21 protein-coding genes, 14 tRNA genes and 3 rRNA genes are annotated in these 24832 nt (G+C 51.1%); 32 read left to right on the forward strand and 6 right to left on the reverse strand.

All coding sequences use genetic code 11. The features are described 5' to 3' along the window. The first annotated feature begins 190 nt into the window (after positions 1–190). The 23 genes from P157_RS0103310 to P157_RS14815 all read left to right on the forward strand — a co-directional run bounded on the left by P157_RS0103310 (position 191) and on the right by P157_RS14815 (position 11441). Positions 191–3106, forward strand: a 23S ribosomal RNA gene (locus tag P157_RS0103310). A 70-nt stretch (positions 3107–3176) separates the two neighbouring features. Continuing rightward, a 5S ribosomal RNA gene (rrf, locus tag P157_RS0103315) occupies positions 3177–3293 on the forward strand. A gap of 4 nt (positions 3294–3297) precedes the next feature. Beyond that, positions 3298–3414, forward strand: a 5S ribosomal RNA gene (rrf, locus tag P157_RS0103320). Positions 3415–3440: 26 nt separating this feature from the next. After that, a tRNA-Asn gene (locus P157_RS0103325) sits at positions 3441–3516 on the forward strand. A 24-nt stretch (positions 3517–3540) separates the two neighbouring features. Continuing rightward, positions 3541–3617: transfer RNA gene (locus P157_RS0103330), tRNA-Gln, on the forward strand. A gap of 6 nt (positions 3618–3623) precedes the next feature. Further along, positions 3624–3699: transfer RNA gene (locus P157_RS0103335), tRNA-Lys, on the forward strand. Positions 3700–3707: 8 nt separating this feature from the next. Further along, positions 3708–3782: transfer RNA gene (locus P157_RS0103340), tRNA-Glu, on the forward strand. 7 nt (positions 3783–3789) lie between these two features. Then, positions 3790–3865 (forward strand) — tRNA-Lys (locus tag P157_RS0103345). A 6-nt stretch (positions 3866–3871) separates the two neighbouring features. Further along, positions 3872–3947: transfer RNA gene (locus P157_RS0103350), tRNA-Val, on the forward strand. Positions 3948–3953: 6 nt separating this feature from the next. Continuing rightward, positions 3954–4030, forward strand: a tRNA-Asp gene (locus P157_RS0103355). A gap of 41 nt (positions 4031–4071) precedes the next feature. Continuing rightward, positions 4072–4147: transfer RNA gene (locus P157_RS0103360), tRNA-Phe, on the forward strand. Between the two features lie 13 nt (positions 4148–4160). Continuing rightward, positions 4161–4236 (forward strand) — tRNA-Thr (locus tag P157_RS0103365). A gap of 14 nt (positions 4237–4250) precedes the next feature. Continuing rightward, positions 4251–4324: transfer RNA gene (locus P157_RS0103370), tRNA-Gly, on the forward strand. A gap of 12 nt (positions 4325–4336) precedes the next feature. Further along, positions 4337–4425, forward strand: a tRNA-Leu gene (locus tag P157_RS0103375). Between the two features lie 41 nt (positions 4426–4466). Continuing rightward, a tRNA-Leu gene (locus P157_RS0103380) sits at positions 4467–4553 on the forward strand. 32 nt (positions 4554–4585) lie between these two features. Then, positions 4586–4671, forward strand: a tRNA-Leu gene (locus P157_RS0103385). 105 nt (positions 4672–4776) lie between these two features. Next, positions 4777–6138 carry a uracil-xanthine permease family protein gene (locus tag P157_RS0103390; protein WP_026759768.1) on the forward strand — a complete coding sequence of 454 codons (1362 nt, stop codon included), beginning with the start codon at positions 4777–4779 and terminating at the stop codon, positions 6136–6138. An 18-nt stretch (positions 6139–6156) separates the two neighbouring features. After that, on the forward strand, positions 6157–6732 hold the full coding sequence (locus P157_RS0103395; RefSeq protein WP_026759769.1) for a xanthine phosphoribosyltransferase: 576 nt from the start codon (positions 6157–6159) through the stop codon (positions 6730–6732). Positions 6733–6818: 86 nt separating this feature from the next. Further along, a tRNA-Leu gene (locus tag P157_RS0103400) sits at positions 6819–6904 on the forward strand. 75 nt (positions 6905–6979) lie between these two features. Then, entirely contained in the window at positions 6980–8401 is a 1422-nt protein-coding gene (locus P157_RS13745; protein ID WP_051598474.1) for a lipase family protein, read from the forward strand. A 248-nt stretch (positions 8402–8649) separates the two neighbouring features. Then, a complete protein-coding gene (locus P157_RS0103410; RefSeq protein WP_026759770.1) occupies positions 8650–9774 on the forward strand; it encodes a DUF362 domain-containing protein in 1125 nt (374 codons plus the stop codon). Further along, positions 9771–10232, forward strand: coding sequence for a MazG nucleotide pyrophosphohydrolase domain-containing protein (locus tag P157_RS0103415; RefSeq protein ID WP_026759771.1), 462 nt, complete (start codon positions 9771–9773; stop codon positions 10230–10232). The genes P157_RS0103410 and P157_RS0103415 overlap by 4 nt, the downstream gene beginning before the upstream one ends. Before the next feature lie 492 nt (positions 10233–10724). Next, complete coding sequence (locus P157_RS14815) at positions 10725–11441, forward strand: DUF6033 family protein (protein ID WP_026759772.1); 717 nt, start codon at positions 10725–10727, stop codon at positions 11439–11441. A gap of 74 nt (positions 11442–11515) precedes the next feature. Here P157_RS14815 and P157_RS0103425 read toward each other — a convergent pair whose 3' ends face one another. From P157_RS0103425 to P157_RS0103435, 3 genes are all read right to left on the reverse strand, one after another. Then, complete coding sequence (locus tag P157_RS0103425) at positions 11516–11806, reverse strand: hypothetical protein (protein ID WP_026759773.1); 291 nt, start codon at positions 11804–11806, stop codon at positions 11516–11518. A gap of 90 nt (positions 11807–11896) precedes the next feature. After that, entirely contained in the window at positions 11897–12376 is a 480-nt protein-coding gene (locus tag P157_RS0103430; protein WP_026759774.1) for a Gx transporter family protein, read from the reverse strand. Between the two features lie 5 nt (positions 12377–12381). Next, positions 12382–12744 (reverse strand): NusG domain II-containing protein, encoded by a 363-nt coding sequence (locus P157_RS0103435; RefSeq protein ID WP_196243099.1) that lies wholly within the window; start codon positions 12742–12744, stop codon positions 12382–12384. 78 nt (positions 12745–12822) lie between these two features. On the opposite strand from P157_RS0103435, the gene alr reads away from it, so the two are divergent. Further along, on the forward strand, positions 12823–13929 hold the full coding sequence (alr, locus tag P157_RS0103440) for an alanine racemase (RefSeq protein ID WP_026759776.1): 1107 nt from the start codon (positions 12823–12825) through the stop codon (positions 13927–13929). Between the two features lie 309 nt (positions 13930–14238). Here alr and P157_RS0103445 read toward each other — a convergent pair whose 3' ends face one another. From P157_RS0103445 to P157_RS0103455, 3 genes are all read right to left on the reverse strand, one after another. Further along, positions 14239–14520, reverse strand: coding sequence for a DUF4160 domain-containing protein (locus tag P157_RS0103445; RefSeq protein ID WP_026759777.1), 282 nt, complete (start codon positions 14518–14520; stop codon positions 14239–14241). After that, on the reverse strand, positions 14513–14782 hold the full coding sequence (locus P157_RS0103450) for a hypothetical protein (protein WP_026759778.1): 270 nt from the start codon (positions 14780–14782) through the stop codon (positions 14513–14515). The genes P157_RS0103445 and P157_RS0103450 overlap by 8 nt, the downstream gene beginning before the upstream one ends. Positions 14783–15123: 341 nt before the next feature. After that, positions 15124–15594, reverse strand: a complete 471-nt coding sequence (locus tag P157_RS0103455; RefSeq protein WP_177166225.1) for a hypothetical protein — start codon at positions 15592–15594, stop codon at positions 15124–15126. A gap of 154 nt (positions 15595–15748) precedes the next feature. Here P157_RS0103455 and P157_RS0103460 point away from each other — a divergent pair, with 154 nt between their 5' ends. The 8 genes from P157_RS0103460 to P157_RS0103495 are packed head-to-tail and all read left to right on the forward strand — an operon-like array spanning position 15749 to position 24673. Continuing rightward, a complete protein-coding gene (locus P157_RS0103460) occupies positions 15749–16555 on the forward strand; it encodes a Cof-type HAD-IIB family hydrolase (protein WP_026759780.1) in 807 nt (268 codons plus the stop codon). Positions 16556–16569: 14 nt separating this feature from the next. Next, complete coding sequence (rapZ, locus tag P157_RS0103465) at positions 16570–17511, forward strand: RNase adapter RapZ (protein WP_051598476.1); 942 nt, start codon at positions 16570–16572, stop codon at positions 17509–17511. A 3-nt stretch (positions 17512–17514) separates the two neighbouring features. Next, complete coding sequence (locus P157_RS0103470) at positions 17515–18831, forward strand: gluconeogenesis factor YvcK family protein (RefSeq protein ID WP_026759782.1); 1317 nt, start codon at positions 17515–17517, stop codon at positions 18829–18831. A 21-nt stretch (positions 18832–18852) separates the two neighbouring features. Beyond that, positions 18853–19779 (forward strand): DNA-binding protein WhiA, encoded by a 927-nt coding sequence (gene whiA, locus P157_RS0103475; protein WP_026759783.1) that lies wholly within the window; start codon positions 18853–18855, stop codon positions 19777–19779. Between the two features lie 32 nt (positions 19780–19811). Beyond that, positions 19812–20609, forward strand: a complete 798-nt coding sequence (locus P157_RS0103480; RefSeq protein WP_080695374.1) for a polysaccharide deacetylase family protein — start codon at positions 19812–19814, stop codon at positions 20607–20609. A gap of 26 nt (positions 20610–20635) precedes the next feature. Beyond that, positions 20636–21886: a hypothetical protein gene (locus tag P157_RS0103485; protein WP_026759785.1), complete on the forward strand. Its 1251-nt coding sequence runs from the start codon at positions 20636–20638 to the stop codon at positions 21884–21886. 56 nt (positions 21887–21942) lie between these two features. Next, entirely contained in the window at positions 21943–23892 is a 1950-nt protein-coding gene (metG, locus tag P157_RS0103490) for a methionine--tRNA ligase (protein ID WP_026759786.1), read from the forward strand. Position 23893: 1 nt separating this feature from the next. Further along, positions 23894–24673 (forward strand): TatD family hydrolase, encoded by a 780-nt coding sequence (locus P157_RS0103495; RefSeq protein ID WP_026759787.1) that lies wholly within the window; start codon positions 23894–23896, stop codon positions 24671–24673. The last annotated feature ends 159 nt before the right edge of the window (positions 24674–24832 follow it).

Here is a 24832-nt window from a genome sequence, read left to right on the forward strand (position 1 = left end):
TGGTATTTGCATTGTCTAGTTTTGAGAGAATAATCTCTCATATGTACACTGAAAACTACACAGAAGAAATTAAAATGTATCAATTTTAACCAAAGGTCTACACGACAGTGTAAACAGAGGTTGAACGAACATTTTAGGATTCAAAAGCATAGACATCATAGAACAATATGATACTTTATGGCAAAACGAAAGTTAAGCTACAAAGGGCATATGGTGGATGCCTAGGCGTTTCGAGCCGATGAAGGACGCGATAAGCTGCGAAAAGTCATGGGGAGCCGCAAGTAGGCTGTGAGCCATGAATATCCGAATGGGGCAACCCAGTACGAGTTATGTCGTACTACTCACTTGTGAGAGGCACACCCGGTGAACTGAAACATCTAAGTAACCGGAGGAAAAGTAATCAAAAGAGATTCCCTCAGTAGCGGCGAGCGAACAGGGAAGAGCCCAAACCGGACGTCTTCGGACGACCGGGGTTGAGGACCGGCATAAAGGGAAGAATTTCTAGTTGAAGCTTCTGGGAAGGAGCGGCACAGAAGGTGAAACCCCCGTAAACGAAAGAGATTCCAACGGGCCGGTATCCAGAGTACCACGAGACACGTGAAACCTTGTGGGAAGCAGGGTGGACCACCATCCAAGGCAAAATACTACGAAACGACCGATAGCGCATAGTACCGTGAGGGAAAGGTGAAAAGAACCCCGGGAGGGGAGTGAAATAGAACCTGAAACCGTATGTCTACAAGCAGTCGAAGCACTTTATATGTGCGACGGCGTGCCTATTGAAGAATGAACCGGCGAGTTAATTTATGTAGCGAGGTTAAGTGGAAGACACGGAGCCGAAGCGAAAGCGAGTCTTAATAGGGCGAAAGTTACATGGATTAGACCCGAAACCACAGTGATCTATGCATGGCCAGGTTGAAGCTCAGGTAAAAATGAGTGGAGGACCGAACCCGTGAGTGTTGAAAAACTTTGGGATGAGCTGTGCATAGGGGTGAAATGCCAATCGAACGTGGAGATAGCTGGTTCTCCCCGAAATAGCTTTAGGGCTAGCCTCAGGCGACACATAAAGACGGTAGAGCACTGATCGGACGCGGGTCTGTAATGGATACCAACTCCAGTCAAACTGCGAATGGCTTTATGAGAAGAACCTGGGAGTCAGAATGCGAGTGATAAGACCCGTATTCAAGAGGGAAACAGCCCAGACCGCCGACTAAGGTCCCCAATGCTGTACTAAGTGGAAAAGGATGTAGGACTTCCTAAACAACCAGGATGTTGGCTCAGAAGCAGCCACCATTTAAAGAGTGCGTAATAGCTCACTGGTCGAGAGGCCCTGCGCCGAAAATATCCGGGGCTCAAGTACAGAACCGAAGTCGCGGCATGCGCAAGCATGGGTAGGGGAGCGTTCCATGGGCGTTGAAGGTTGACCGGAAGGACAGCTGGAGCGTATGGAAGTGAGAATGCCGGTATGAGTAGCGAAACGGTCAGTGAGAATCTGACCCACCGAAAGCCTAAGGGATCCTGGGCAACGCTCGTCGTCCCAGGGTAAGTCGGGACCTAAGCCGAGGCAGCAAGCGTAGGCGATGGACAACAGGCGAAAATTCCTGTACTGCATGAAGTTGTTTGAGGATGGAGTGACGCAGCAAGGAGTCTGAGCTGGCGATTGGAAATGCCAGTCGAAGGCGGTAGGCTGGAGCGGAGGCAAATCCCCGTTCTGTAAGGCTGAGAACCGATAGATAGACGCGTTCTTCGGAACAAGTCAAATTCAGACGTACTACACTGCCAAGAAAAGCTTCTAACGAGACGACATGTACCCGTACCAAAACCGACACAGGTAGGCGGGGAGAGAATCCTAAGGTGCGCGGGAAAACCCTCGTTAAGGAACTCGGCAAAATGCATCCGTAACTTCGGGAGAAGGATGGCCGGAGCTGGTGAACTCTGTACAGAGGAAGCTGGAGCCGGCGACAGAAGAGAAGCCCAAGCGACTGTTTACCACAAACACAGGTGCCTGCTAAAGAGAAATCTGACGTATAGGTGCTGACACCTGCCCGGTGCTGGAAGGTTAAGAGGACGGGTTAGCCGCAAGGTGAAGCTCGGAATTGAAGCCCCAGTAAACGGCGGCCGTAACTATAACGGTCCTAAGGTAGCGAAATTCCTTGTCGGGTAAGTTCCGACCCGCACGAAAGGTGTAACGACTTGGGCACTGTCTCAACGAGGGACCCGGTGAAATTGAAATACCTGTGAAGATGCAGGTTACCCGCGACTGGACAGAAAGACCCCATGGAGCTTTACTGCAGCCTGTCATTGATTTTTGGCATGTAACGTACAGGATAGCTGGGAGACGGAGAACCATTTTCGCCAGAAGATGGGGAGTCAATGTTGGGATACCAGCCTTTGCGTGTTAGGAATCTAACCCTGAGAGTAACGAACTCGGGGACAGTGGCAGGCGGACAGTTTGACTGGGGCGGTCGCCTCCGAAAGAGTAACGGAGGCGTCCAAAGGTTCCCTCAGCGCGGACAGAAATCGCGCGAAGAGTATAAAGGCAGAAGGGAGCTTGACTGCGAGTCATACACGACGAGCAGGTACGAAAGTAGGGCTTAGTGATCCGGTGGAATGAGAGTGGAATTGCCATCGCTCAACGGATAAAAGCTACCCTGGGGATAACAGGCTAATCTCTCCCAAGAGTCCATATCGACGGGGAGGTTTGGCACCTCGATGTCGGCTCATCACATCCTGGGGCTGAAGCAGGTCCCAAGGGTTGGGCTGTTCGCCCATTAAAGTGGTACGTGAGCTGGGTTCAGAACGTCGTGAGACAGTTCGGTCCATATCCATCGCGGGCGTAAGATACATGAGGGAAGCTGCTCCTAGTACGAGAGGACCGGAGTGGACGGACCGCCGGTGTACCAGTTGTTTCGCCAGAAGCATAGCTGGGTAGCTGCGTCCGGAAGGGATAAACGCTGAAAGCATCTAAGCGTGAAGCCTGTCCCGAGATGAAGTATCTCATGGAGTAATCCAGTAAGATTCCTTGAAGAAGACAAGGTAGATAGGTTGGGAGTGGAAGTGCCGTAAGGCATGCAGCGGACCAATACTAATAAATCGAGGGCTTATCTTTCAAAGCTAAAATGTTCGACATGAAAATTTCTTCTGTATAGTTTTGAATGTGCATAACATTCAATAAAATATCCAGTGACGATAGCTGAGTGGTTCCACCTGTTCCCATACCGAACACAGTAGTTAAGCACTCATACGCCGAAAGTACTTGTCTGGAGACGGACTGGGAGGATAGGGCGTTGCTGGTTTGAATCTGGTGACGATAGCCGAGTGGTTCCACCTGTTCCCATACCGAACACAGTAGTTAAGCACTCGTACGCCGAAAGTACTTGTCTGGAGACGGACTGGGAGGATAGGGCGTTGCCAGTTAAGAACTCCTTTTTAGGAGTTATGCTTCCCCGATAGTTCAGCCGGTAGAACGGTGGACTGTTAATCCATATGTCGCAGGTTCGAATCCTGCTCGGGGAGCCAATTATGATATACCTCTGGGGTGATTGGGGTATAGCCAAGTCGGTTAAGGCACGGGACTTTGACTCCCGCATCCGCTGGTTCGAGTCCAGCTACCCCAGCCAGATAATGGTTCACTAGCTCAGTTGGCAGAGCACCTGACTTTTAATCAGGGTGTCCCGGGTTCGAATCCCGGGTGAGCCACCATTAATTTCGGCGCGTTGGTCAAGTGGTTAAGACACCGCCCTTTCACGGCGGCTTCATGGGTTCGAATCCCATACGCGTCACCAATATTATGACTCACTAGCTCAACTGGCAGAGCAACTGACTCTTAATCAGTAGGTTCACGGTTCGATTCCGTGGTGGGTCACCATTATATGGGCGATTAGCTCAGCTGGGAGAGCGCCTGCCTTACAAGCAGGATGTCAGCAGTTCGATCCTGTTATCGCCCACCATTTTATGGCCCGGTAGTTTAGTTGGTTAGAATGCCGCCCTGTCACGGCGGAGGTCAGGGGTTCAAGTCCCCTTCGGGTCGCCACTTTGATATTAACGCCTACGGGCGTTATATATATAATATGTGCCTTTGTAGCTCAGTTGGTAGAGCAGGGGACTGAAAATCCCCGTGTCAGTGGTTCGATTCCGCTCGAAGGCACCATTTTGTTTATTAAGCTGGTGTAGCTCAATTGGTAGAGCAGCTGACTTGTAATCAGCAGGTTGGGGGTTCAATTCCTCTCGCCAGCTCCACTTGATGGTTATGTGCGGGTGTAGCTCAATGGTAGAGCCCCAGCCTTCCAAGCTGGTCACGTGGGTTCGATTCCCATCACCCGCTCCAGTTTTAGATACTGCCGGGGTGGCGGAACTGGCAGACGCAACGGACTTAAAATCCGTCGGTTGGAAACAACCGTACCGGTTCGATTCCGGTCCTCGGCACCACCAATTTCATATAGTTGTAAAGCCCTTGAGGCTGATATAATGCGGACGTGGCGGAATCGGCAGACGCGCTAGTTTCAGGTACTAGTGGTGGTGACATCGTGGAGGTTCAAGTCCTCTCGTCCGCACCATTTTTATGTTTACTACTGTTTTTTGATAAATTGCGGTCGTGGCGGAATTGGCAGACGCGCTACTTTGAGGGGGTAGTGTTCACAAGACGTATGGGTTCAAGTCCCATCGACCGCACCATTTTTTATGAACATAACAACTTGTTCTATGATATAAATTTCATAGGGCAAGTTTTTTTTATATAAATATCTTATTTTTATCATTTTGCAGGAGTGATGAATCTACATGAAAGAAGCGAGTATCGAGAACATCTACCGGCTGGATGGCAGGGTGCCTCTGGAAGCAGCCATACCTTTTGGCTTGCAGCACGTCCTGGCCATGTTTGTTGCCAATCTGACCCCGATTGTAATCATTGCCGGGGCAGCAGGCTTTGACAAAACGATGACAGCCATGCTGGTGCAGAACGCTATGTTTGTAGCAGGGATTGCTACATTGGTACAGTTGTATCCACTGTGGAGAGTGGGAGCGCGTCTGCCGATTGTCATGGGCGTCAGCTTTACTTTTGTGACGGCTATCTGCTTTGTAGCAGCTAATTTTGGCTATGGAGCAGTTGTCGGAGCAGTTCTGGTCGGCGGTATTTTCGAAGGAACCTTAGGGCTTATGGCCAGGTATTGGCGCCGTCTTATTTCGCCGATTGTTTCCTCTATTGTGGTAACGACTATCGGTTTTTCCTTGCTCGGAATCGGAATTCGTTCTTTTGGCGGCGGCTACAATGATGGCTATGGTTCTGCGGACAATCTCTTTTTAGGCACGGTAACGCTCGTTACCTGTCTGCTCTTTTCTTCCTTTGCCAAAGGTTATTACAAGCAGCTGGCGGTATTGGTGGGCCTGGTTGTTGGTTATGTGCTTGCCCTGGGCATGGGCAAGGTTGACTTGTCAGCTGTTTTCAATGGCAGTGTTATTTCTCTGCCGGTGCTTTTGCCCGTTGCACCAGAGTTTCACTTAGGCGCGATTATTTCTATCGGGATTATCTTTCTGGTATCGGCAGCGGAGACCATTGGCGACACGACGGCGATGGCCATTGTGGGCTTGAAGCGTGATGTTGCCGAAAAGGAAATTGCCGGCTCTTTGGCTTGTGATGGTTTTTGCAGCTCCGTGGCTTCTCTTTTTGGTTGTTCACCCATCACGTCGTTCAGTCAGAATGTGGGCCTTATTGCCATGACAAAGGTGGTAAACCGCTTTGCAATTATGACTGGCGCTGTGGCGATGATTATTGCCGGCATGGTTCCTTCTATCGGGGCCTTTTTTGCCTCCCTGCCTGATGCGGTTTTAGGTGGCTGTACCATAATGATGTTTGGCTCCATCATGGTCAGCGGTATTCAGATGATGAGCCGTGTGAAAATGACGCAGCGCAATGCTACGATTGCGGCGCTTTCGTTTTCGATTGGCATCGGCACGACCACGGCCACGGAAAATGCCATTTGGCATATTTTCCCGCAGGTGGTGCAGGATGTGTTCAGTGGCAACTGCGTGGCGGTCGTGTATGTGGTGGCTATTTTGCTCGATACCTTCCTGCCGGCTAATATGGAGGCCGCTAAGGTAACTGAAGAAGAAGAAAATGCTGAACCAGCAACGGATATTGCCTAAGGGAAGGAGCTTTTTATCATGAAATTGTTGAAAGAACGTATCTTAAAAGAGGGACACTGCCTGTCGGGCAATATTTTGAAGGTGGATTCCTTTATCAACCATCAGATTGATCCGGAATTTACGATGGAGATGGGCAAGGAATTTGTGCGCCGCTTTGCCGATGTCAAGATTGACAAGGTGCTGACCATTGAATCTTCCGGTATTGCAATTGGTATGGCTGTGGCCTATGAGCTCAAAAAGCGTTTGGTTTTTGCCCGCAAGAATCCTTCGCTGCTCATGCAGGAGGATATGTATACCTGTCCGATTGCGTCCTATACCAAAAAGGAAGCCAAGCTGGTGTACGTGCTGAAAAAGTTCCTGCAGGCCGGGGAAAATGTCCTCATCATCGATGACTTTATGGCCGATGGCAACGCGGCTATGGGCCTGGCGAACATCGTTGAGCAGGCTGGCGGCAATGTAGTCGGTATTGGTATTGCCATTGAAAAGTCCTTCCAGCATGGGGCAAAGCGTGTACGGGAGGCCGGTTACCGGGTTGAGTCCCTCGCTAAAATTGCTTCCTTAGCCAATGGGCAGATAATTTTTGACGAGGATTGATTTTTTCCAAAAAGATATTGACATAAGGGCCAAAGTACTCTACAATATTTTTGTTAATTCGGTGAGTTCACTGAATAACTGCATAGGCGGTCGTGGCGGAATTGGCAGACGCGCTACTTTGAGGGGGTAGTGTTCACAAGACGTATGGGTTCAAGTCCCATCGACCGCACCATTTGAATTTTAAGCTCAGACGAGTTTCACAGTGTGGATTGTCTGGGCTTTATTTGTATATCCGGGAGGTGGCAGTATGAAGAGGTTTTTAGTCCACTGTCTGTTGGTCATCTGTTTGCTATGTGTTGGGATGGGCACAATATCTGCGCAGCAGGCAGCTGTACAGAACGATAACAGTACGCAGTCTGAGCAGGCGGAACTTCATTTGACGGCGGCGATGATTGCCAATGTGGCCTATAATGGTGAACTCAAGACACTGGCCCGCAACTGGCTGATGGCGCGGGGATGGCAGGTGCTTTCCTATCAGCCGACACCGGGAGAAGGCGGCAGGCTTTATATTTTTGCACATCGCGTTCAGGAACATGACATTGTCTTTGTGACTTTTCCGGGAACAGAAACCATTGAGGATGCAAAACTCGACCTGCATATCAGCCGTGTACCGTTCGGAGGCCATACACCGGCGGAGTTTGCGCAAAAGGCAGGTGACATGGCTGGAAAATCCGGGGATAAGCCCTTGGTACATCGCGGGTTTAACGAATATGTGCAGAAGCTGCTCTTTACCCAGCCGCTGCCACAGATGGAAAATCTGACTTTCGGGGAAGAAATGGCCAGAGAATTGCAGGACCATCCACAGCGTAAGCTCTACCTTACAGGACACAGCCTGGGCGGTGCTGCGGCTACTTTGACGGCTGCCCGCTTGGCGGATTTGGGCGTTTCCCCGCAACAGCTGGAGGTCATCACCTTTGGCGCTCCGGCCGTGGGCAATGAAGCCTTTGCCCGGGCTTACGAGCATAAATTTTCGCTGACCCGCGTGGGGATGGCAGGTGACCCGGTGAAAAGCATCCTGCAGTCTTTGACGGGCGGGTTCGTCCAATTCGGCCAACGGGTGGATTGGGAGAGCAAACTTACGGAACATTTTCCCCATGAAATGGTACTGTATCTGGATGAAGCCTGGCGGCATTATGTGGATGCCAAGCCAGCCGGAGAATTGCCCAAGCTGGCCGGGGAGCCGCAGCTTCATCTGCAAAATGCGTTGTATGTTGCTGCGCCAGTCTTTGACATGCCGAAGAATCTGCGCCGGGAACTGCCGTATATGGAACGGATGGTTCGGGAGTTGACGGAAGCTACCTATACTCCGCAGCAGCAGGCAGAAAAAAAGCAGGATTTTCGGGGAATGATGAAGCAGGCGAAGGCGAAAGGCTGCAGCTATATCCTCTATCAGCAATACACAGGCAAGCGCATCCGCAACGAAAAGGATAATTACCGGCTGACGCTGGAGGAATGTATTTATGATGGGGACGGCAATATCTGTTACATGCAGTCCCGCAGTACGACAACCAAGGACATGACGCCGGTGCAGGCTGCGGCGTATCTCCATGTGCAGGGAGACGCGGACAGGGCGCAGGCCTTAAATGTTGGAGAAGAATATGCGAAGCGGCAGGATTTTTCCATCATAGACGTGAACACAGAACACAATAAAAATTCTGAAAATAATTGACAGGCGAAGCTCTTTTCGCTATAATAAGAGTAAGCAAAGGGAAGGAAGTTCAGCCTTTCCCACAGCTGCCGACATGCAATTCATGTAAGGAGGAGATTCCGATGGGATTTTAGGCAGAAACCCATAAGGAAAACATGAAGTGCGAATTGGTTGCGAAGAAAATAACCATCAGCAGGTGACGAGAAAGCCGCTGGTGGTTATTTTCATGGTATAATAGATTTGTGTGTATTATATTTTAGGAGGATATCATGGAAAAAGCCAAGGTTTATTTTACCAGTTTCCGTACGCAGGTGGGCACCAGCTGGCTGGAAAAGCTGCGCCGCCTCTGCATTGCGGCAGGGATTAAGAACATTGATATGGAAGGTAAGTTTGTAGCCATCAAGATGCATTTCGGGGAAATGGGGAATTTAGCTTTCCTGCGTCCGCAGTATGCCAAAGTGGTGGCGGATTTGGTCAAGGAACAGGGCGGTATTCCCTTCTTGACGGACTGCAATACGCTCTATCCCGGCAGCCGCAAGCATGCATTGGAGCATATGGATATTGCCAATCTGCATGGCTTTAATCCCATGACTACGGGCTGTCAGATTATTATCGGCGATGGCCTTAAAGGAACGGATGATGTGGAAGTTCCCGTAAAGAATGGCGAATATGTCAAGGCTGCTAAGATTGGGCGGGCCGTGATGGACGCGGATATCGTGATAAGTCTGGCGCACTTCAAGGGTCATGAAATGACGGGCTTTGGCGGAGCCATCAAGAATTTGGGCATGGGCTGCGGCAGCCGCGCCGGGAAGATGGAGCAGCATTCTTCCGGCAAGTGTGTGGTCAATCAGGAACTTTGCCGCAACTGCCATAAATGCGCCAAGGAATGTGGCTCGGATGCCATCAGCTTCGATACGGGCAAAGCCTATATCGACCCGGAAAAATGCAAGGGCTGCGGCCGCTGCATTGGGGCCTGCGGTTTCTCCGCTATCCGCAATGAGCAGTGGGATGCAGGCGATTTGCTCGACAAGAAGATGGCGGAATATACGCAGGCTGTGGTACAGGACAGACCCTGCTTCCATATCAATCTGGCGATGGATATTTCGCCGAACTGCGACTGCCATGGGGAAAATGATGCGCCCATTCTGCCGGATATCGGCATGTTTGCGTCCTTTGACCCCGTGGCTATCGACCAGGCCAGCGCCGATGCCTGTCAGAAGGCAACGCCTGTTCGCGACAGTCAGTTAGGCGACAATCTGGCCAAGGAGGATTGGCACCATCACCACGATGTGTTTATGGACAACAATCCCAACGTGCATTGGAAGGAAACGCTGGAACATGCAGAGAAAATCGGCATGGGCACGCGTGAATATGAACTGGTGACGCTGAAATGAAACAGGATGAACTTCGCCGGTTGCAAAAAATTGTCGAAGTCCTGCGCTCGGATAAGGGCTGTCCCTGGGACAGGGAACAGACCCATGAGAGCCTGAAGCCAGCCTGTATTGAGGAAGCCGCGGAAGTTTTGGCGGGCATAGATATCCTCAAGGCTACGGGCAAGGCGGAAAATCTCAAAGAGGAATTGGGCGACCTGCTGTTGCAGGTCGTCTTTCATGCCCGGCTGGCAGAAGAAGCAGGACTATTTACGCTCGATGATGTGGCTAAGGCGGTCAGTGATAAGATGGAGCGGCGGCATCCGCATGTGTTTGCGGGGGCAGACGCAGAGTCGGTTGACTGGGAGGCTATCAAAAAGAGCGAGAAGGCGGGACGCGAGTGGGAGGAAGAGTTCCTGCCGGGAGCGTTTTCGCAGGCAGAAGCATTGATTGCAAAGGCGCGGGAACGAAAAGGGATATAGTTACATCGATATGCTAAGACGCCCGGTGGCTGATAATACTTTCCCTCTGCTTATGCAGGCTTGCCTAACGCGACGGGAAAGCATTATCAGCCACCGGGCTGTTTTCGTATGTGGCTTACATCCGTTTGTTAAGCCGCCGTGGTGGCAGATAATATTTTTCCTTTGCTTATACAGGCTTGTCTAACGCGCCGGAAAAACATCATCTGCCCCCACGGCTTTTGTTCGTTGCATAATCTGCTTATAATGTCATGCTAAGACTAAGGCGGGGCGGGGAGGTAATGGCTTTCGGTCGCGTTAGGCAAGCCTGCATAAGCAGACGAAAGTTATTGCCTCCCCGGCCCGCCGCCTTATGTATCGAACAAAAATCGTCTGTATACATTTTTTGCACCTTGTAAGTGTCTGAAAATATATGCTATACTGATAATAACAGGCTATGCCCTGTGGGGGCTGGCGTTGAAAAGGATTTCGGTTTTGTCACAGGAGGAGATTGACATGTCAAACAACATCAGTGCGAATTTTGCGGCCTCGTTTTATCAGAATATGGGGCAGGTAGGGAAGAAGGGGCAGGGTGCTCAAAAGAAAGAGCAGGCACAGGAGCCTTTTTCTCAGTATATGCAGGATACTCAGGTGGAGCTTTCAGCAGATGGGCTGGCATTAGCGGGACAGCAGAAGGCTGGGGGGACGCAGCTTTCGCAGAAGGCGCAGGATTTATTTGCCAAGCTGCAGGAAAAGTATGGGGACTATGATTTCTTCGTGGCGGAAAATCAGGACGACATGAAGAATTACATGGACAAGGGCACCAAGCAGTATTCCGTGGTGTTTACCAAGGAAGAGCTGGAGCATATGGCCAGTGATGAGGAATATGCCGAGAAGGTTATCGGTCAGATGGAATCAGCTATTGATATGACCAAGCGCATTGAGAAAAGCGGCCAGCTTGGTGAAGGTGTGCACTTCAAGCAGGTTTCGATTACCTTTGACGGTGACGGGAATATGAAGCTCTTTGCCCAGTTGGAGAAGATGAGCGCTGACCAGCAGGAACGGCTCGAAGAGGCGAAAGAGAAGAAGGCTGAGGAAAAAGAAAAAGCCGCCCAGGAGGCGGAGAAGGAGAAAAAAGAGGAGCAGGCCAAGAAAGCCCCAAGCAATATCGTGGAGATAGAGGCCAGCTCCGAAGAAGAATTTTTGGAGAAGCTGTTGGGAATCAAGTGGTAAAACGATGCATAAAACGAGGTATAAAGACGCCCGCCCTGTGGGTAATAGGGCGGGCTTTATTGCGTCTTAATGGCTTAGTTGCTTAATTCTACTCTAAACGCATCCTGGGCGTAGTGGTCCATTTCCTGCTGCTCGCTATTGATATCCACAGCAAAAGCGGGCTGGGGAGCGTGGCCTAAGTTTTCCAGTTCCGTGGCGCCTTGTACGGCGTCCAGACTGGCCATCAGTGAATGAAGGGGGGGCAGGCTGCTGGCAGCATCCTGATTTTCCGTTTTCACTGCCGTGATGGCACTGATAAGACGGCCTTGCTGGCTTTTTAGTACATCAACATTATTATGCGGCAGTACTGACATCTTTACATCCATGTTCGCAACCTCCTCTACTTATGGTTCTGTAAATAAAAGTTTACACTTTGATGGTAGCAGAAAAAAAGGTGGAAGTCAATTAGAGGAGGATTAGAATTGTCGTTGGATTTTGGCGGCCAGCCAGCCGATAAGCAGTCCGGTGATAAGGCCGCAGGTGCCAAGGATGGGCAGGTAGCGGAAGATGTTCAGTGTCTCTGCGGCAAAGGCGGCAACTATGAGCTGCCCGAGGTGATGGCAAAAACCGCCAGCGGCGCTGACGCCCATAATGGAGAAGCGGGCGGGCTGTTTGAGTGCTGTCATGACGGTAAGGCTTAAAAGGCCTCCTGCCAGGCTGAAGAGAAAAATCGTGGGCCCACCGCCGAAAAAAGAGGCCAGTCCTGTGCGCAGCAGGATGATAAAGAGGCAGCTGCGGGGGCCGAGTGTGTAGAGCGCATAGACTGTGACGATATTAGCCAGCCCCAGCTTGGCACCCGGCGCGATAAAGGGCAGGGGGATAAGGCCCTCCACCAGAAACAGCACCAGAGAGATTGCTGTCAGCAGGGCGATATGAAGATAATTTCGCAGTTCCATAAGGATTACTCGCTTTTGATTTCAATGATTAATTTATGGGGCAGGCAGGCGATGATTTCTCCCGGTTTAGAGATGGCACCTGTCTGTACACAGATTTTGTCGGGGCAATCGGCTTCGTCGATGGCGATGGTTTCATTTTTTACGCGGATGTGGTTGTGATGTTCCTGCATGTCCGACTTATAAGGCACATTTAATTCGGTAACTCCTACATGGCCGGTGAGCTGGATGCGCTCGATAACCTGTCCGTCCTGCCGGACTTCGGCAAAGCAGGCTGCTTCGGGCTGCCCAAATTTTGCCAGCGGCACGAGGGAGAAGCCAAAGAGCAGGACAATCAGCACAATATCCGCTTTTTTCAGCAATTTCATCATAGCTATATCATAACACATTTGGTATACTAAGAGGGTGATTTTTCGCATAGAGTTTAATATAAAAGGAGCGTGGGACTAATGCCAAATCGTCCGGTCTGGGCCGAGGTAAGTTTGCAGGCGTTACGTCATAATTATAGAGAGATAAAGAAACAGCTGGCGGCAGGCGTGAAGCTTTGTGCTGTGGTCAAGGCCAATGCCTATGGTCATGGTGCGGTAGCTGCCGCCAGAGTAGCAGTTGAAGAAGGTGCAGAATATCTGGCCGTAGCAACCTTGTCCGAGGGCATAGAACTGCGGCAGGCTGGCTTTACGACGCCGATTTTGGTGCTCGGACTGGTTATGCCGGAGGATGCCAAGGATGTGGTGGATTATGAACTGACTCAGGTGGTCTGTGAATTGTCTTTGGCAGAGGCTCTTTCCTGCGAAGCTGTACGCCAGCAGAAAAAAGCCCGCGTCCATCTAAAAGTGGACACGGGCATGGGGCGCATTGGCGTGCGTCCGGAGGAAATCGGAGATTTGGCGGAGAGCATTGCCAAGTTGCCGAACCTTGCGATTGAAGGCATGTTCTCGCATTTTGCCATGGCGGACTGCCAGGACAAGAGCTATACGCAAAAGCAGCTGGCGGCGTTCAAGGAAGCCGTTGCCGCAGTGGAAGGCCGTGGCGTGAAGCTGGCCATTAAGCATATTGCAGAATCGGCGGCGATTTTGGAAATCCCCGAAGCGCATTTCGATATGGTGCGGGCGGGGGTTATCCAGTATGGACTCTGGCCGTCGGAGGAAGTGACCCATCCCATTGATTTGCAGCCGGTGATGAGTCTTAAGGCTAAAGTCGTGTGGCTTAAAACGCTGCATAAGGGCGAAAGCATTGGCTACGGGCGGCAGTTTATTGCCGAGCGGGAAAGCCGCATTGCGACCTTGCCGATTGGCTATGCGGATGGTTATATAAGGGCCTATGGCAAAGAGGGCTTTGTGGAAATTCACGGGCAGAAAGCGCCGATTGCCGGCCGGGTGTGCATGGACCAGGTCATGGTGGATGTGACGGATATCGCTGATGTGGAAATTGGGGATGTTGTTACATTGTTTGGCAGTGACAGCCTGACCATTGATGAGGTGGCGCGCTGGGGCGATACCATCAATTACGAAATTCCTTGTTTGCTTAGTGCGCGGGTGCCGAGAGTATACCGTTAATTTGCTCGTCGAAGTGCGAAGTGAGCAGTACGTAGTACGCCGCCAGCGGTGATGCTTGCCACACGGTACTGAAGAAGTTGTGCTAAAACGGCTCTCTTGCCTTTAATTAAGCCTGCATAAAAGTCAAAACTCGCTGCGCTCAGACAGTAGACTTTTATACAGGTGATTAAGGATTGGCAAGAGAGCCGTTTCTTAACGCACAACTTCTACGTACCGCTTAGGCAAGCATCACCGCTGGCGGCTAGTTGTGCATTATTATGATTATTGTGCAACTTTTCGTGCACCATCTATAAAGGCGGGATGAGAATCTTATTTTTCCTTAAAATCAGTTCTGCCGAATCTGGTGGCCCACTCAACGATAATGGTATTTTTATTCTCGTTGATGAAGTTTAGTAGTTCCTTTAGTTCGTTGCGGGGGATTTGACTGTTGTTGTGTTCAAGCCTGACACCATTTCTCGTCACCCATATCTTGGTGGCGTTGGGCGTGGGGCGGCCTTTGGATACGTGTACATGTACAGGTTCTAGCGGTTCGCTTTCGTTGAGCCAAAAGTAGATTGCGTAGCCAAGGAAGTCAACTAACGCTTTAGGCACAGAGCTCACCCCTTGCCATGCGCCAAATTGTGACGGCGTTATCTTTGAGAAAATTTTTTATCTCCATTAATTCGCTTTCTTTGAAGCCATAAGCATGATGGCAATGGTAAGCGGGGAGGGTGAATTCGGCATAGATGTCCATATCGTCCTCGCATTCCACGCGCATTTCTAAATTTTCGCCGTTCTCGTCCGTTTCCCATATCCGCATAATGGCGAATATGAGAGTATGGTTCTCCTTGTAGAGTTTGCAATACTCTTTCATAAGTAGTTCTCCTTTCGCCGTTTGTTACCTAAATTATATCATGGTGCTAATTTTTTTACACCAATTTATTATGTAGTTGTTAGAGGGGAATGTTTTGGCTATAGTATCATCAATAATGACGGAGGCGGGGGCGGGCAGATTTTGCCCCAGCGAAGCGTTGGGCGGCAGGCGTTAAGAACCTGTTTTTTGCCCACCTAAATATTAGCGGGAAAAGGCTTTTGTTTGAACGAAGTGAGTTTAAGCCGTTCCCGCTAAATCAAGGAAAAAATAGGTTTAGCCTGCCGCACAAGCGCAGTCGGGGGAAAATCTGCCCGGCCCCGCCGGACTTCCAATAGAAGCAATCACTGTACCTGCCGCTTCCAATACTCAAGGTCGGGTTCATTCAGCGGCAAGTCGATTGTCTGTCCATTATCGTAGTAGAAGCGGAACCGTACGGTTTCCGCTTTTTTGATGGCGGGCAGGCTGGAGCGGGGCAGTTCGACGAAGAGTTTGTTTTCGTTCTGCCAGGCATGGTCGCGGCTGTCATGCGGTGGCGGTGTTTGTTTGGTGGCGGCCTTCATTTCCCAGGCATCTCCATCGGTGTAGAGGACGGCTTCGTTTTTGAGCTTGGCATTGTCGTAGCGCCAGTCCCAGATGGTCAGCACAGCTCCTTCAAGTTTTCCCTGCGCCGTATGTGACGTTTGGAAATCAATGCGGCAGTAGGCTGACAAACTCTCGGCTGTGCGGTGGTCGATATGCCAGGTGTAGGACAGGCCGAAGATGCCGATAACCATCAGCAGCAGGCCGATACCCATAAAGATTTTTTTTATCATCAGTAAGATTCCTCTCTATCATTCATGAATTTTACGAATTTACATAGATAGTATAACATATTCGAGTTTTTCCTTGCAATTTCAGCGGGATGTGAGAAAATAGAAGTATTGATTATAAATAGGAACAGTAAAAATACCACGAGGGGGCATTTTTATGACGATAAAATTGTTGGCAACGGATTTGGATGGCACCCTTTTGCGGGGAGGCCAACCTGTGTCGGCAGGCAATATTGCAGCGGCGCAGGCAGCGGCCAAGGCGGGTACCATTGTGACCATTGCCACCGGGCGCATGTACCGGGCGGCTATGCCGGTGGCTGAGGCTTTAGGGCTGGATGTGCCCATCATTACCTATAATGGAGCCCTCATCAAATCCACTTCCGGCAAGGTTTATTACGAGCAGTATTTGGATGAAGATATTTGCCGCCGGATTACGGATTTTGCGGCAGCAAGAGGCTGGTACCTGCAGACTTATAGCGGTGATGAACTCTATTATTCCGATTATGGCGAATTTTCCAGGCGCTATGAGCACAGCCAAAAAGTCACTGGCAAAAATATCGGCTATGCAGGCATGCGGGAAAAGGTCAGCCAGATGTACAAGATGCTGATTATTACCCCTGACCCTGCCGTTACGCAGGATTGGATGGCAGAACTTGAGGCTGAATTTGGGGATAGTGTTACGCTGACCCAATCTTCCAAGGACTTTATTGAGATTATCAGCCCGGGCGTGTCCAAGGCTTCGGCGCTGGTGCGGCTGGCAGAAATGCTGGATATCGACATCAGCGAGACCATGGCGATTGGCGATGCAGCAAACGATTTGCCCATGCTTAAGGCTGCTGGTTTCAGCGTCGCGATGGGCAACGGTACGGAAGAAGTCAAGGCCGTAACCGATGCCGTGACGGGGAATTGTGATGATGACGGCTGGGCGCAGGCTGTGTATAAATACGTTCTCAAGACAGAATAAGGCAGGTGGATTAGATGGAACAGGAATTTGAAGAAGGCAAAGAAGTTCAGGAACAACCCAAAGAAGATAAATTCCGGCTGGTGGTTGTCACCGGCATGAGCGGCGGCGGTAAGACCCAGGCCTGCCGTTATATGGAAGATTTAGGCTATTTCGTGGTGGATAATCTGCCGCCTGTCTTTATACCCAAATTTGTGGAACTTTGCAAACATGCGGGTGACCATGTGGGCAAGGTCGTGCTCGTGGTGGATACTCGCAGCCGGGAATTTTTTGACACCTTCATCCATGTGCTCGACGATATGGACAAGGAAGATGTTCCCTATGAAATGCTCTTTATGGATGCTTCCGATGCCTGCATTATCCGGCGTTATAAGGAGACTCGCCGCCGCCATCCCATGGCACCGTCTTCCCGCATTTCCGACGGCATTGCCAAGGAACGGGAGCGGCTGTCCCCGGCCAGAGCCAAGGCTACCTATATTATCGATACGTCGGAACTCAAAAAGGTGGAACTGCGCGACAAGATTCACCGGATTTTTGGCAACAGCGACGGAGAGCAGATGAGCATCAACGTGCTGTCCTTTGGCTTTAAGTTCGGTATGCCACTGGATGCGGATATGGTCTTTGATGTGCGCTTCCTGCCCAATCCATTCTATATTGAATCCATGCGCCATAAGAGCGGTGCTGTGCCGGAAGTGGCAGAATACATTGCGGGCTTCCCTGTGACGCAGGATTTCATGGAGCATTTGGACGGCATGATGGACTTCCTCGTGCCCCAGTATGTGAAGGAAGGCAAGAGTCAGCTGGTCATTGCCGTGGGCTGTACCGGCGGCATGCACCGCAGCGTCTTTATTGCCAAACATGTTTTTGACCGGCTCAAGGACAAGGGCCTGCCGGTGAAACTGGAGCATAGGGACTTAATGAAAAACGATGTGTGGGAACACGTGCGTGAGGAGTGCTAAGATATGCATTTGTTAAAATGGCTGTATCCTGGCATGAAATTCAAGCGCTGGCTCGTGCTGTTTTCGGCAGGGGTTATGCTGGTGAGTCTGGGATTGGCCCTCGTTTTTAACTATAAATATCTCGATGCCATTGAAGAAGCCATCTTTCAGGCGGTTTACCTCTGGAAGGGGACTTATGATTATTCCATCACCACGATTATCGGTATTCTCGTAGTGGCGCTGGGGGCGGTATTGATGCTGGCGGCTACCCGCTATGTCATTCGCTCGGTTATCATGGTGCTGCTGCCGGATAATTCCGAACGGCTGGTGGATATTATCTATGAAAAGCGACGGTTGGGCAAAGGCCCGAATGTTACCGTAGTGGGCGGCGGCCATGGCCTGTCGGTACTGCTCAGGGGCATTAAGGCTGCCACCAGCAATGTCACCGCTGTGGTGACGGTAGCCGATGATGGCGGTTCTTCGGGCCGTCTGCGGGAGGAATTTGGCATTATCCCCCCAGGAGATTTGCGCAACTGTCTGGTGGCGCTGGCCGATACAGAACCGTTGATGGAAAAACTCTTCCAGTACCGCTTCAAAGGGGAGTCGGAACTGGCCGGTCATAGCTTCGGCAATCTCTTTATCGCCGCCATGAATGAAGTGACGGGCGATATGGAGCAAGCCCTGCGGGAATCCTCCAAGGTTTTGGCGGTGAAAGGTCAGGTACTGCCGGCTTCGAAAGACCATGTGCGGCTGGACGCCGTCATGGAGGATGGTACTGTAGTGGAAGGGGAATCCCAGATTCCCGAAGTCCATAAGAAAATTCATCGGGTGCGTTTGTTCCCGGAACAGGTGCAGCCGGTGCAGTCGGCACTCGATGCACTTACCAATGCCGATGCCATCATCTTAGGGCCGGGCAGCCTTTACACCAGTATCATGCCGAATCTATTGGTGGACGGCGTGGCGGAGGCCATCCGGAAGAGCAAGGCCATCAAGATATACATCTGCAACGTCATGAGCCAGCCCGGGGAAACTGACGGCTATACCGCTTCCATGCATGCCAAGGCCATTATTGACCATGGCGGCAAGGGCATCATCGACTATATGCTGGTCAATGATTCGCCGATTTCGCCGGAGATGCAGGATTACTATGCGGCTAAGGGCGCCTATCCGGTGGAAGTGGATGAAGATGCCATCAACGCGCTAGGCGTAGGTTTCGTCAAAGCGGATATCATCAACGAAAAGGAACTTATCCGTCACGACCCGGATAAGCTCAGCAAGGCGGTTATGAATATGGTTTACCATCTTCAGCCCAGTGCCTTGAAGAAATACGAAATCAAGTAAGTTGGGAAAAGGAGGAGGCTTATGCCATCCTTTGCCACAGAGGTAAAGAACGAACTGGCAAGGCTTTATTATGAGGATGCCTGCTGCCGGGGAGCGGAGCTGGCGGCGCTCTTGCGCATGGGAGCCAACCTGACCTTTGGCGCCGGTCATACCTTTGGTCTGAATTTTACCTCGAAAAATGCGGCTGTGGCCCGCAAGGTGTTGCAGTTATTAAAAAGCGAAGGGGAAAATCTGCGGACGGAAATCACCGTGCGCCGCTCTCGGCAGCTCAATAAGAACAACAGTTATACCGTGCGGGTGGTGCCATCCCTGAAGGTCAACGAGCTCTTTACAAGGATTGGCTTTCTCCATGATGACAGCCTCAATATGGAAAATGACCGGGGCATCCTAAAGAAGCAGTGCTGCCGCATTGCCTATCTGCGGGGGGCTTTTCAGGGGGGCGGCAGTGTGAACCGTCCCGAGGCGGCCTATCATCTGGAATTGGTGACGGGGAGCTTCGAGCTGGGCAATCTGCTCTATGATTTGCTGCGGCGCATGGGCTTTCCGGCGGGCTTTGTGGACCGTAAGGATTCCTATATCGTCTACATGAAGGAAGGCGATTCCGTAATTGATTTCCTGGGCATGTTGGAAGCGGATGAAGCGGTGGAAAGCTTCGAAGTGGCCCGCAATGTCAAGGAAGTTCGGGAGCAGGTGAACCGGCTGGTGAACTGCGAAACCGCCAATTTGCAGAAGGCGGTGGATGCTGCCGGCCGGCAGTTGGCGATTATCCGGGCGCTGGAAAAAGATGGCAAACTGGCCAGCTTGCCTCCCAAGGTGCGGGCGGCTGCCAAAGCCCGTCTGGAGAACCCCGATGCCACTTTGCAGGAACTGGCGGAAATGCTGGGCATCAGCAAGTCCGGCATGAACCATAGAATGAGAAAACTAAAAGAGATAGCAGAACAGCTCTAAGCTGCTATAAAATAAGGAAGAGGGATGTAAGTTTGCGTTATGTGAAGTATGGGCTGGGCATCTTGGCCTTTGTCCTGTTGGTTTTTATTTCCTGGCTGACCATGACACCGACGCCACGGGGCGTACTGGTGCTTGAATACCATCATGTCTGTGATGATGTGGATGAGGAAGGCTGGTCCTATGCAGTGCCGGTGGCGGAGTTTAAGGAGCAGCTCGATTATCTGCAGGCACAGGGCTATACCACCATTTCCATGCAGGATTTTGTGCGGGCCAAGAAGGGCAAGCAGGAATTGCCGGATAAGCCGGTGATTCTGACCTTTGATGATGGCTATGAGGACAATTACACCGTTCTTTTGCCCATGTTGGAGGAACGAGGCATGAAGGCCACGGTTTACATGGTCACCAACAGCATTGGCCGCAAGGGGTATCTGTCCTGGAATCAGCTGCGGGATATGCAGAACCGTGGCATTGAGCTGGGGAGCCATACGGCCAACCATCAGCCGCTGACCACTTTGGACAGGGAGAAGCAGGCAGAGGAAATGAAACTTTCCAAGCTCCTGATGGAGTGGAACGGTCTTAAGACCATCTTCACCTTTTCCTATCCGAATGGGGCTTATGATGAGGGAATGCCGGAACTTCTCAAGGAAAACGAATACCTCACGGCAGTGACCGGTGATGGGGGCCTCAATACGTTCAAGACCAATCCCTATCTGTTGCAGCGCACCAATATTCCGCATCCCCGTTTGGGGCTGACGGAGTTCAAGCTGCGTCTGTTCAAGGGTGAGGTCATGACCCGTCTGGGAATTCATCAGCATATAATCAACGAGTAATACTTTAGTAAGGATGTTTTGATTTAATGAAAGGAACTAAGAAAATACTGGCTGTGCTGGCCGCGGGCATCATTATGATGCCTGCACTGGCACAGGCCCGCCATGCAGAGGATAAGGGCGCAGCGATTGTGCGCACCGACCGAACTGCAGCTCATCAGCAGGTAAAGGGGGCATCGGATACGAAAATCCTGGACCGCATAAAAAATATTCTGCAGTCGCGAGACGGAAAGCAGACGCAGGATGAGCAGAACCCACAGGGGCTGGCCCGTTGGGATATGGATAGCCGGGATGAAGGGGGCACCCTGATTTTCTCCGACAGTCCGGAGTATGTGGACCAGAACGGCATTCTCTATCAGGATTCTGTCAAGGGGGATGCCCGTGTGCTGTTTTACCATCTCAATAACACCAGTGAACCCAAGAAACTGGCGGTCGTACTCAAAAATGAGTATAACGGCGCCAATACGGTAACCATTACCCGCGGCGGCAACGGCCAGCCCAGCAGCGATTACCTCAAGGTGGGCAAGGCCACCCAGCTGGAGTATTTCAGTCAGGAAAAGAATCAGAAAATCGACCTGCAGCCCGGGATGTCCCGCCTGCTGCAGGAGAACATGAATATGACCATTCTGCAGCCCGGAGAGCTGACCTATGGTGTCTTTGATTTCCATGCCGATCATTCTGTGCTGGTGTCGGTAATTATGCTGGACGCCTATGGCGATCCTGTGACGGCAGTGAGCAATTTGCCGGTGCTGCCCAAGGATGAAATGCGCCTCAGAGGCACGTTTAAGGGCATGAACCGGGTGCTTTCGGCCCGCAAAGTGTATAACCCTGGCGAGGATGGGGGCGTATACTTCATGCTGGCTGATAACAAGTCTGATAAATACCGTAAGGGTATTGATGCCACCGATGGCAGTGCCGTCACCAACTACGGCAACTATGGTATCAATTACCGCATTGAACTGCCGGTGCAGGACGGGGATGTGGACTACTATCTAAGTCCCCTTGGAGGTGTTTACGCTGGAGCCATGCGCAGCTTCCAGGCCACCAAGACATATACGCTGTTCCCCACGCCGGGCGCACGCGAATACTTTGGTGACAGAACCGCACCGGAAACCGATACAATGCAGGCCCAGCGTGAAGCGGGCAAATGGCAGCTGGCCCAGAATACGGAGCTGGCGCCTTTAGGTGAAAGCATCGGCAAAGGGGAAACCGTTTTTGAATTCTCCCCGCCGGGCGCGTCCAATCTGCCGGTAGCTGTGGTTATGCTGCCCAAGAAGTAACAACGCATACAACACCCGAATCATTTGCGGGTGCAATATAAGGAGGATCATTTTCCATGTCTGAAAAGAAACCATTTTACATTACCACGCCGATTTACTATCCCAGTGCCAAGCTGCATATCGGTCATGCTTACTGCACGACCATTGCGGACTCCATTGCCCGCTACCACCGCCTGGCCGGGGATGATGTATTTTTCCTGACGGGCTCTGACGAGCACGGCCAGAAAATTCAGCAGAAGGCCGAAGAAGCCGGCATCAAGCCCATTGAGTACACGGATAAAATCGTGGCTGGCTTCCAGAACCTCTGGCAGAAGCTCAACATCAGCAATGATGACTTCATCCGCACGACGGAAAAACGCCATGAAAAAGTGGTGCAGGAAATTTTCCGCCGCATTTATGCCAAGGGCGATATCTACAAGGGGTCCTATAAGGGCCTCTACTGCACGCCTTGCGAAAGCTATTGGACGGAGCATCAGCTCGATGAAAACGGCTGCTGCCCGGATTGTGGCCGCCCTGTGCAGGAAGTGTCCGAAGAAGCCTACTTCTTCAAGATGAGCAACTATCAGGATAAGATTCTTTCCTATATTGAAGAACATCCGGATTTCATTCAGCCGGTGTCCCGCCGCAATGAGATGATTAACTTTATCAAGCAGGGATTGGAAGATTTGTGCATTTCCCGTACGTCCTTTGACTGGGGTATCCCGGTGCCCATCGACGAAAAGCACGTTATCTATGTGTGGTTCGATGCGCTGACCAATTATCTGACGCCGATTGGCTTCCTCGATGACCAAGAGAAGTTCAATAAGTACTGGCCGGCTGATTTGCACCTCGTGGGCAAGGAAATTGTGCGTTTCCATACCATCATATGGCCCTGCATCCTCATGGCTCTCGACCTGCCGCTGCCGAAAAAGGTTTACGGCCATGGCTGGCTGATTGTCGATGGCGACAAGATGAGTAAGTCCAAGGGCAATGTCATTGACCCCATCGGCCTCATTGACGAATTCGGTGCAGATGCTATCCGTTACTTCCTGCTCCGTGAAATCAACCTCGGCCAGGATGGTAACTTCAGCCGTGATGCCTTGATTGGTCGCATTAACAGCGATTTGGCCAACGACCTCGGGAACCTCCTGCACCGCACCCTCAACATGGTGGGCAAGTTCCAGGATGGCGTGCTTATCGCTCCACAGGGCGAAAGTGACGTGGATAAGAGCCTCAAGGCCGACGCCGCTGAAACGGTTGCTTACTTCGCCGAAAACATGGAGAAGATGGAACTTTCCCTGTCCATCAAGAAGGTCTGGGCATTCATCAGCCGTGCGAACAAATACATTGATGAAACGGCTCCCTGGGCACTGGCCAAGGATGAAAGCAAGAAGCAGGAACTGGCTAATGTCATGTACAATCTGGCTGAATCCCTGCGCCATATCAGCGTGCTGATTAGCCCCTTTATGCCGATTACGGCAGAACGTATCTGGCAGCAGCTCAACCTGTCGGGCAGCTTTGCTGATGTTCAGCTTGACGATATTAAGACCTGGGGTGGCATCGAAGGTGGCCACAAGGTTGGTACGCCGGAACAGCTCTTCCCGCGCATTGAAGTAGAGAAGGAAGAAGCTCCTGCCAAACAGGAAAAACCGGCTAAGAAAAACAAGCAGGAAAAGAAAGCGGACAAAAAAGAACAGGCTGACGATAATGCAGAAGTCAGCATTGACGATTTTGCCAAGATTCATCTGCGGGTAGTCAAGGTTCTCGCAGCAGAACCCGTGCCCAAGACGGAAAAACTGCTGAAACTCACGGTGGATTTGGGCGATGAACAGCGTGAAATCGTGTCCGGCATTGCCAAGCACTATGAGCCTGCTGAACTTATTGGCAAGAACGTGGTCATGGTCATCAATCTGAAACCAGCCAAGATTCGCGGCATTGTTTCCCACGGCATGGTGCTGGCCGCTTCTCAGGGCGATGAATTGAAGGTTGTGTCGGTGGATATGCCGGTCGGCTCCACGGTGCGCTAAGATGGCAGCTTTTGAACTGGTAGACACGCATACTCACCTTAATGATGGGAAATTTGCGGGACAGGAAGCGGAAGTCATAGCCCGGGCAAAGGAAGCCGGTATTACCCGCTTGATTAATATGGGCGATACCTTAGAATCCTCTGCCAAGGCGGTGGAACTGGCCGCTGCTTATGAAGGTGTATACGCCGGTGTGGGTATCCATCCCGAGGAAATCTATGAACTGACTTCTGCCGATGATGACCAGCTGGCTAGCTGGTCCGAAGCGGAGCGTGTAGTAGCCATTGGCGAAATCGGCCTCGATTACTACTGGGAAAAGGATGAAGATAAGCGCGCTCTGCAGCGGCGCATGTTTATCCATCAGCTCGATTTGGCCCGGCAGCTGCATCTGCCGGTCTGCATCCATGATAGAGAGGCACATGGGGACACGCTGACCATCCTCAAAAAGGAAGGCAAAGGCCTAAAAGGTGTCTTGCATTGTTTCTCCGGTAGCTTCGAAATGGCTCAGGAAATCTATAAAATGGGCTGGTATATCGGCGTGGATGGCCCGCTGACCTACAAAAACGCTGCGAAACTTCCAGAAATCGTGGAAAAATTCCCGTTGGAACGCATTTTAGTGGAGACAGATGCCCCATATTTGGCACCTGTACCCATGCGCGGCAAGCAGAATGAGCCGGCTTTTGTCCGTTATGTGGCGGAGAAAGTTGCCGAAATAAAGGGGATTTCTGTGGAAATGGTGGCTAAACAAACCTCAATCAACGCTGAGGAATTATACGGTATCTAAAACGGGAATTTGCCTGTTTTTGAGCAAAAGTGGTGGACGAACTATGAAAATAGCCGTCCACTGCTTTTTTATTCCCATTTTTCATGTGTTTTTCAGCTAAATGTGGGAGAATATATCAGTGAGATTTGACAAGGGTTCAAATCTCATGCTATACTGCTA

Source organism: Selenomonas ruminantium AC2024 (assembly GCF_000687995.1).
In the GTDB taxonomy this organism is placed as follows: Bacteria; Bacillota; Negativicutes; order Selenomonadales; family Selenomonadaceae; genus Selenomonas_A; species Selenomonas_A ruminantium_B.

What these genes read in the sequence shown, in the direction of transcription:
- P157_RS0103495 (WP_026759787.1), top strand. Translation starts at nt 23,894, where the DNA reads ATGGCAGCTTTTGAACTGGTAGACACGCATACTCACCTTAATGATGGG.
- P157_RS0103395 (WP_026759769.1), top strand. Translation starts at nt 6,157, where the DNA reads ATGAAATTGTTGAAAGAACGTATCTTAAAAGAGGGACACTGCCTGTCG.
- P157_RS0103410 (WP_026759770.1), top strand. Translation starts at nt 8,650, where the DNA reads ATGGAAAAAGCCAAGGTTTATTTTACCAGTTTCCGTACGCAGGTGGGC.
- P157_RS0103415 (WP_026759771.1), top strand. Translation starts at nt 9,771, where the DNA reads ATGAAACAGGATGAACTTCGCCGGTTGCAAAAAATTGTCGAAGTCCTG.
- alr (WP_026759776.1), top strand. Translation starts at nt 12,823, where the DNA reads ATGCCAAATCGTCCGGTCTGGGCCGAGGTAAGTTTGCAGGCGTTACGT.
- P157_RS0103390 (WP_026759768.1), top strand. Translation starts at nt 4,777, where the DNA reads ATGAAAGAAGCGAGTATCGAGAACATCTACCGGCTGGATGGCAGGGTG.
- P157_RS0103450 (WP_026759778.1), bottom strand. Translation starts at nt 14,782, where the DNA reads ATGAAAGAGTATTGCAAACTCTACAAGGAGAACCATACTCTCATATTC.
- P157_RS0103460 (WP_026759780.1), top strand. Translation starts at nt 15,749, where the DNA reads ATGACGATAAAATTGTTGGCAACGGATTTGGATGGCACCCTTTTGCGG.
- P157_RS0103435 (WP_196243099.1), bottom strand. Translation starts at nt 12,744, where the DNA reads ATGATGAAATTGCTGAAAAAAGCGGATATTGTGCTGATTGTCCTGCTC.
- P157_RS0103485 (WP_026759785.1), top strand. Translation starts at nt 20,636, where the DNA reads ATGAAAGGAACTAAGAAAATACTGGCTGTGCTGGCCGCGGGCATCATT.
- whiA (WP_026759783.1), top strand. Translation starts at nt 18,853, where the DNA reads ATGCCATCCTTTGCCACAGAGGTAAAGAACGAACTGGCAAGGCTTTAT.
- P157_RS0103455 (WP_177166225.1), bottom strand. Translation starts at nt 15,594, where the DNA reads ATGATAAAAAAAATCTTTATGGGTATCGGCCTGCTGCTGATGGTTATC.
- P157_RS0103470 (WP_026759782.1), top strand. Translation starts at nt 17,515, where the DNA reads ATGCATTTGTTAAAATGGCTGTATCCTGGCATGAAATTCAAGCGCTGG.
- metG (WP_026759786.1), top strand. Translation starts at nt 21,943, where the DNA reads ATGTCTGAAAAGAAACCATTTTACATTACCACGCCGATTTACTATCCC.
- P157_RS0103425 (WP_026759773.1), bottom strand. Translation starts at nt 11,806, where the DNA reads ATGGATGTAAAGATGTCAGTACTGCCGCATAATAATGTTGATGTACTA.
- P157_RS13745 (WP_051598474.1), top strand. Translation starts at nt 6,980, where the DNA reads ATGAAGAGGTTTTTAGTCCACTGTCTGTTGGTCATCTGTTTGCTATGT.
- rapZ (WP_051598476.1), top strand. Translation starts at nt 16,570, where the DNA reads ATGGAACAGGAATTTGAAGAAGGCAAAGAAGTTCAGGAACAACCCAAA.
- P157_RS14815 (WP_026759772.1), top strand. Translation starts at nt 10,725, where the DNA reads ATGTCAAACAACATCAGTGCGAATTTTGCGGCCTCGTTTTATCAGAAT.
- P157_RS0103430 (WP_026759774.1), bottom strand. Translation starts at nt 12,376, where the DNA reads ATGGAACTGCGAAATTATCTTCATATCGCCCTGCTGACAGCAATCTCT.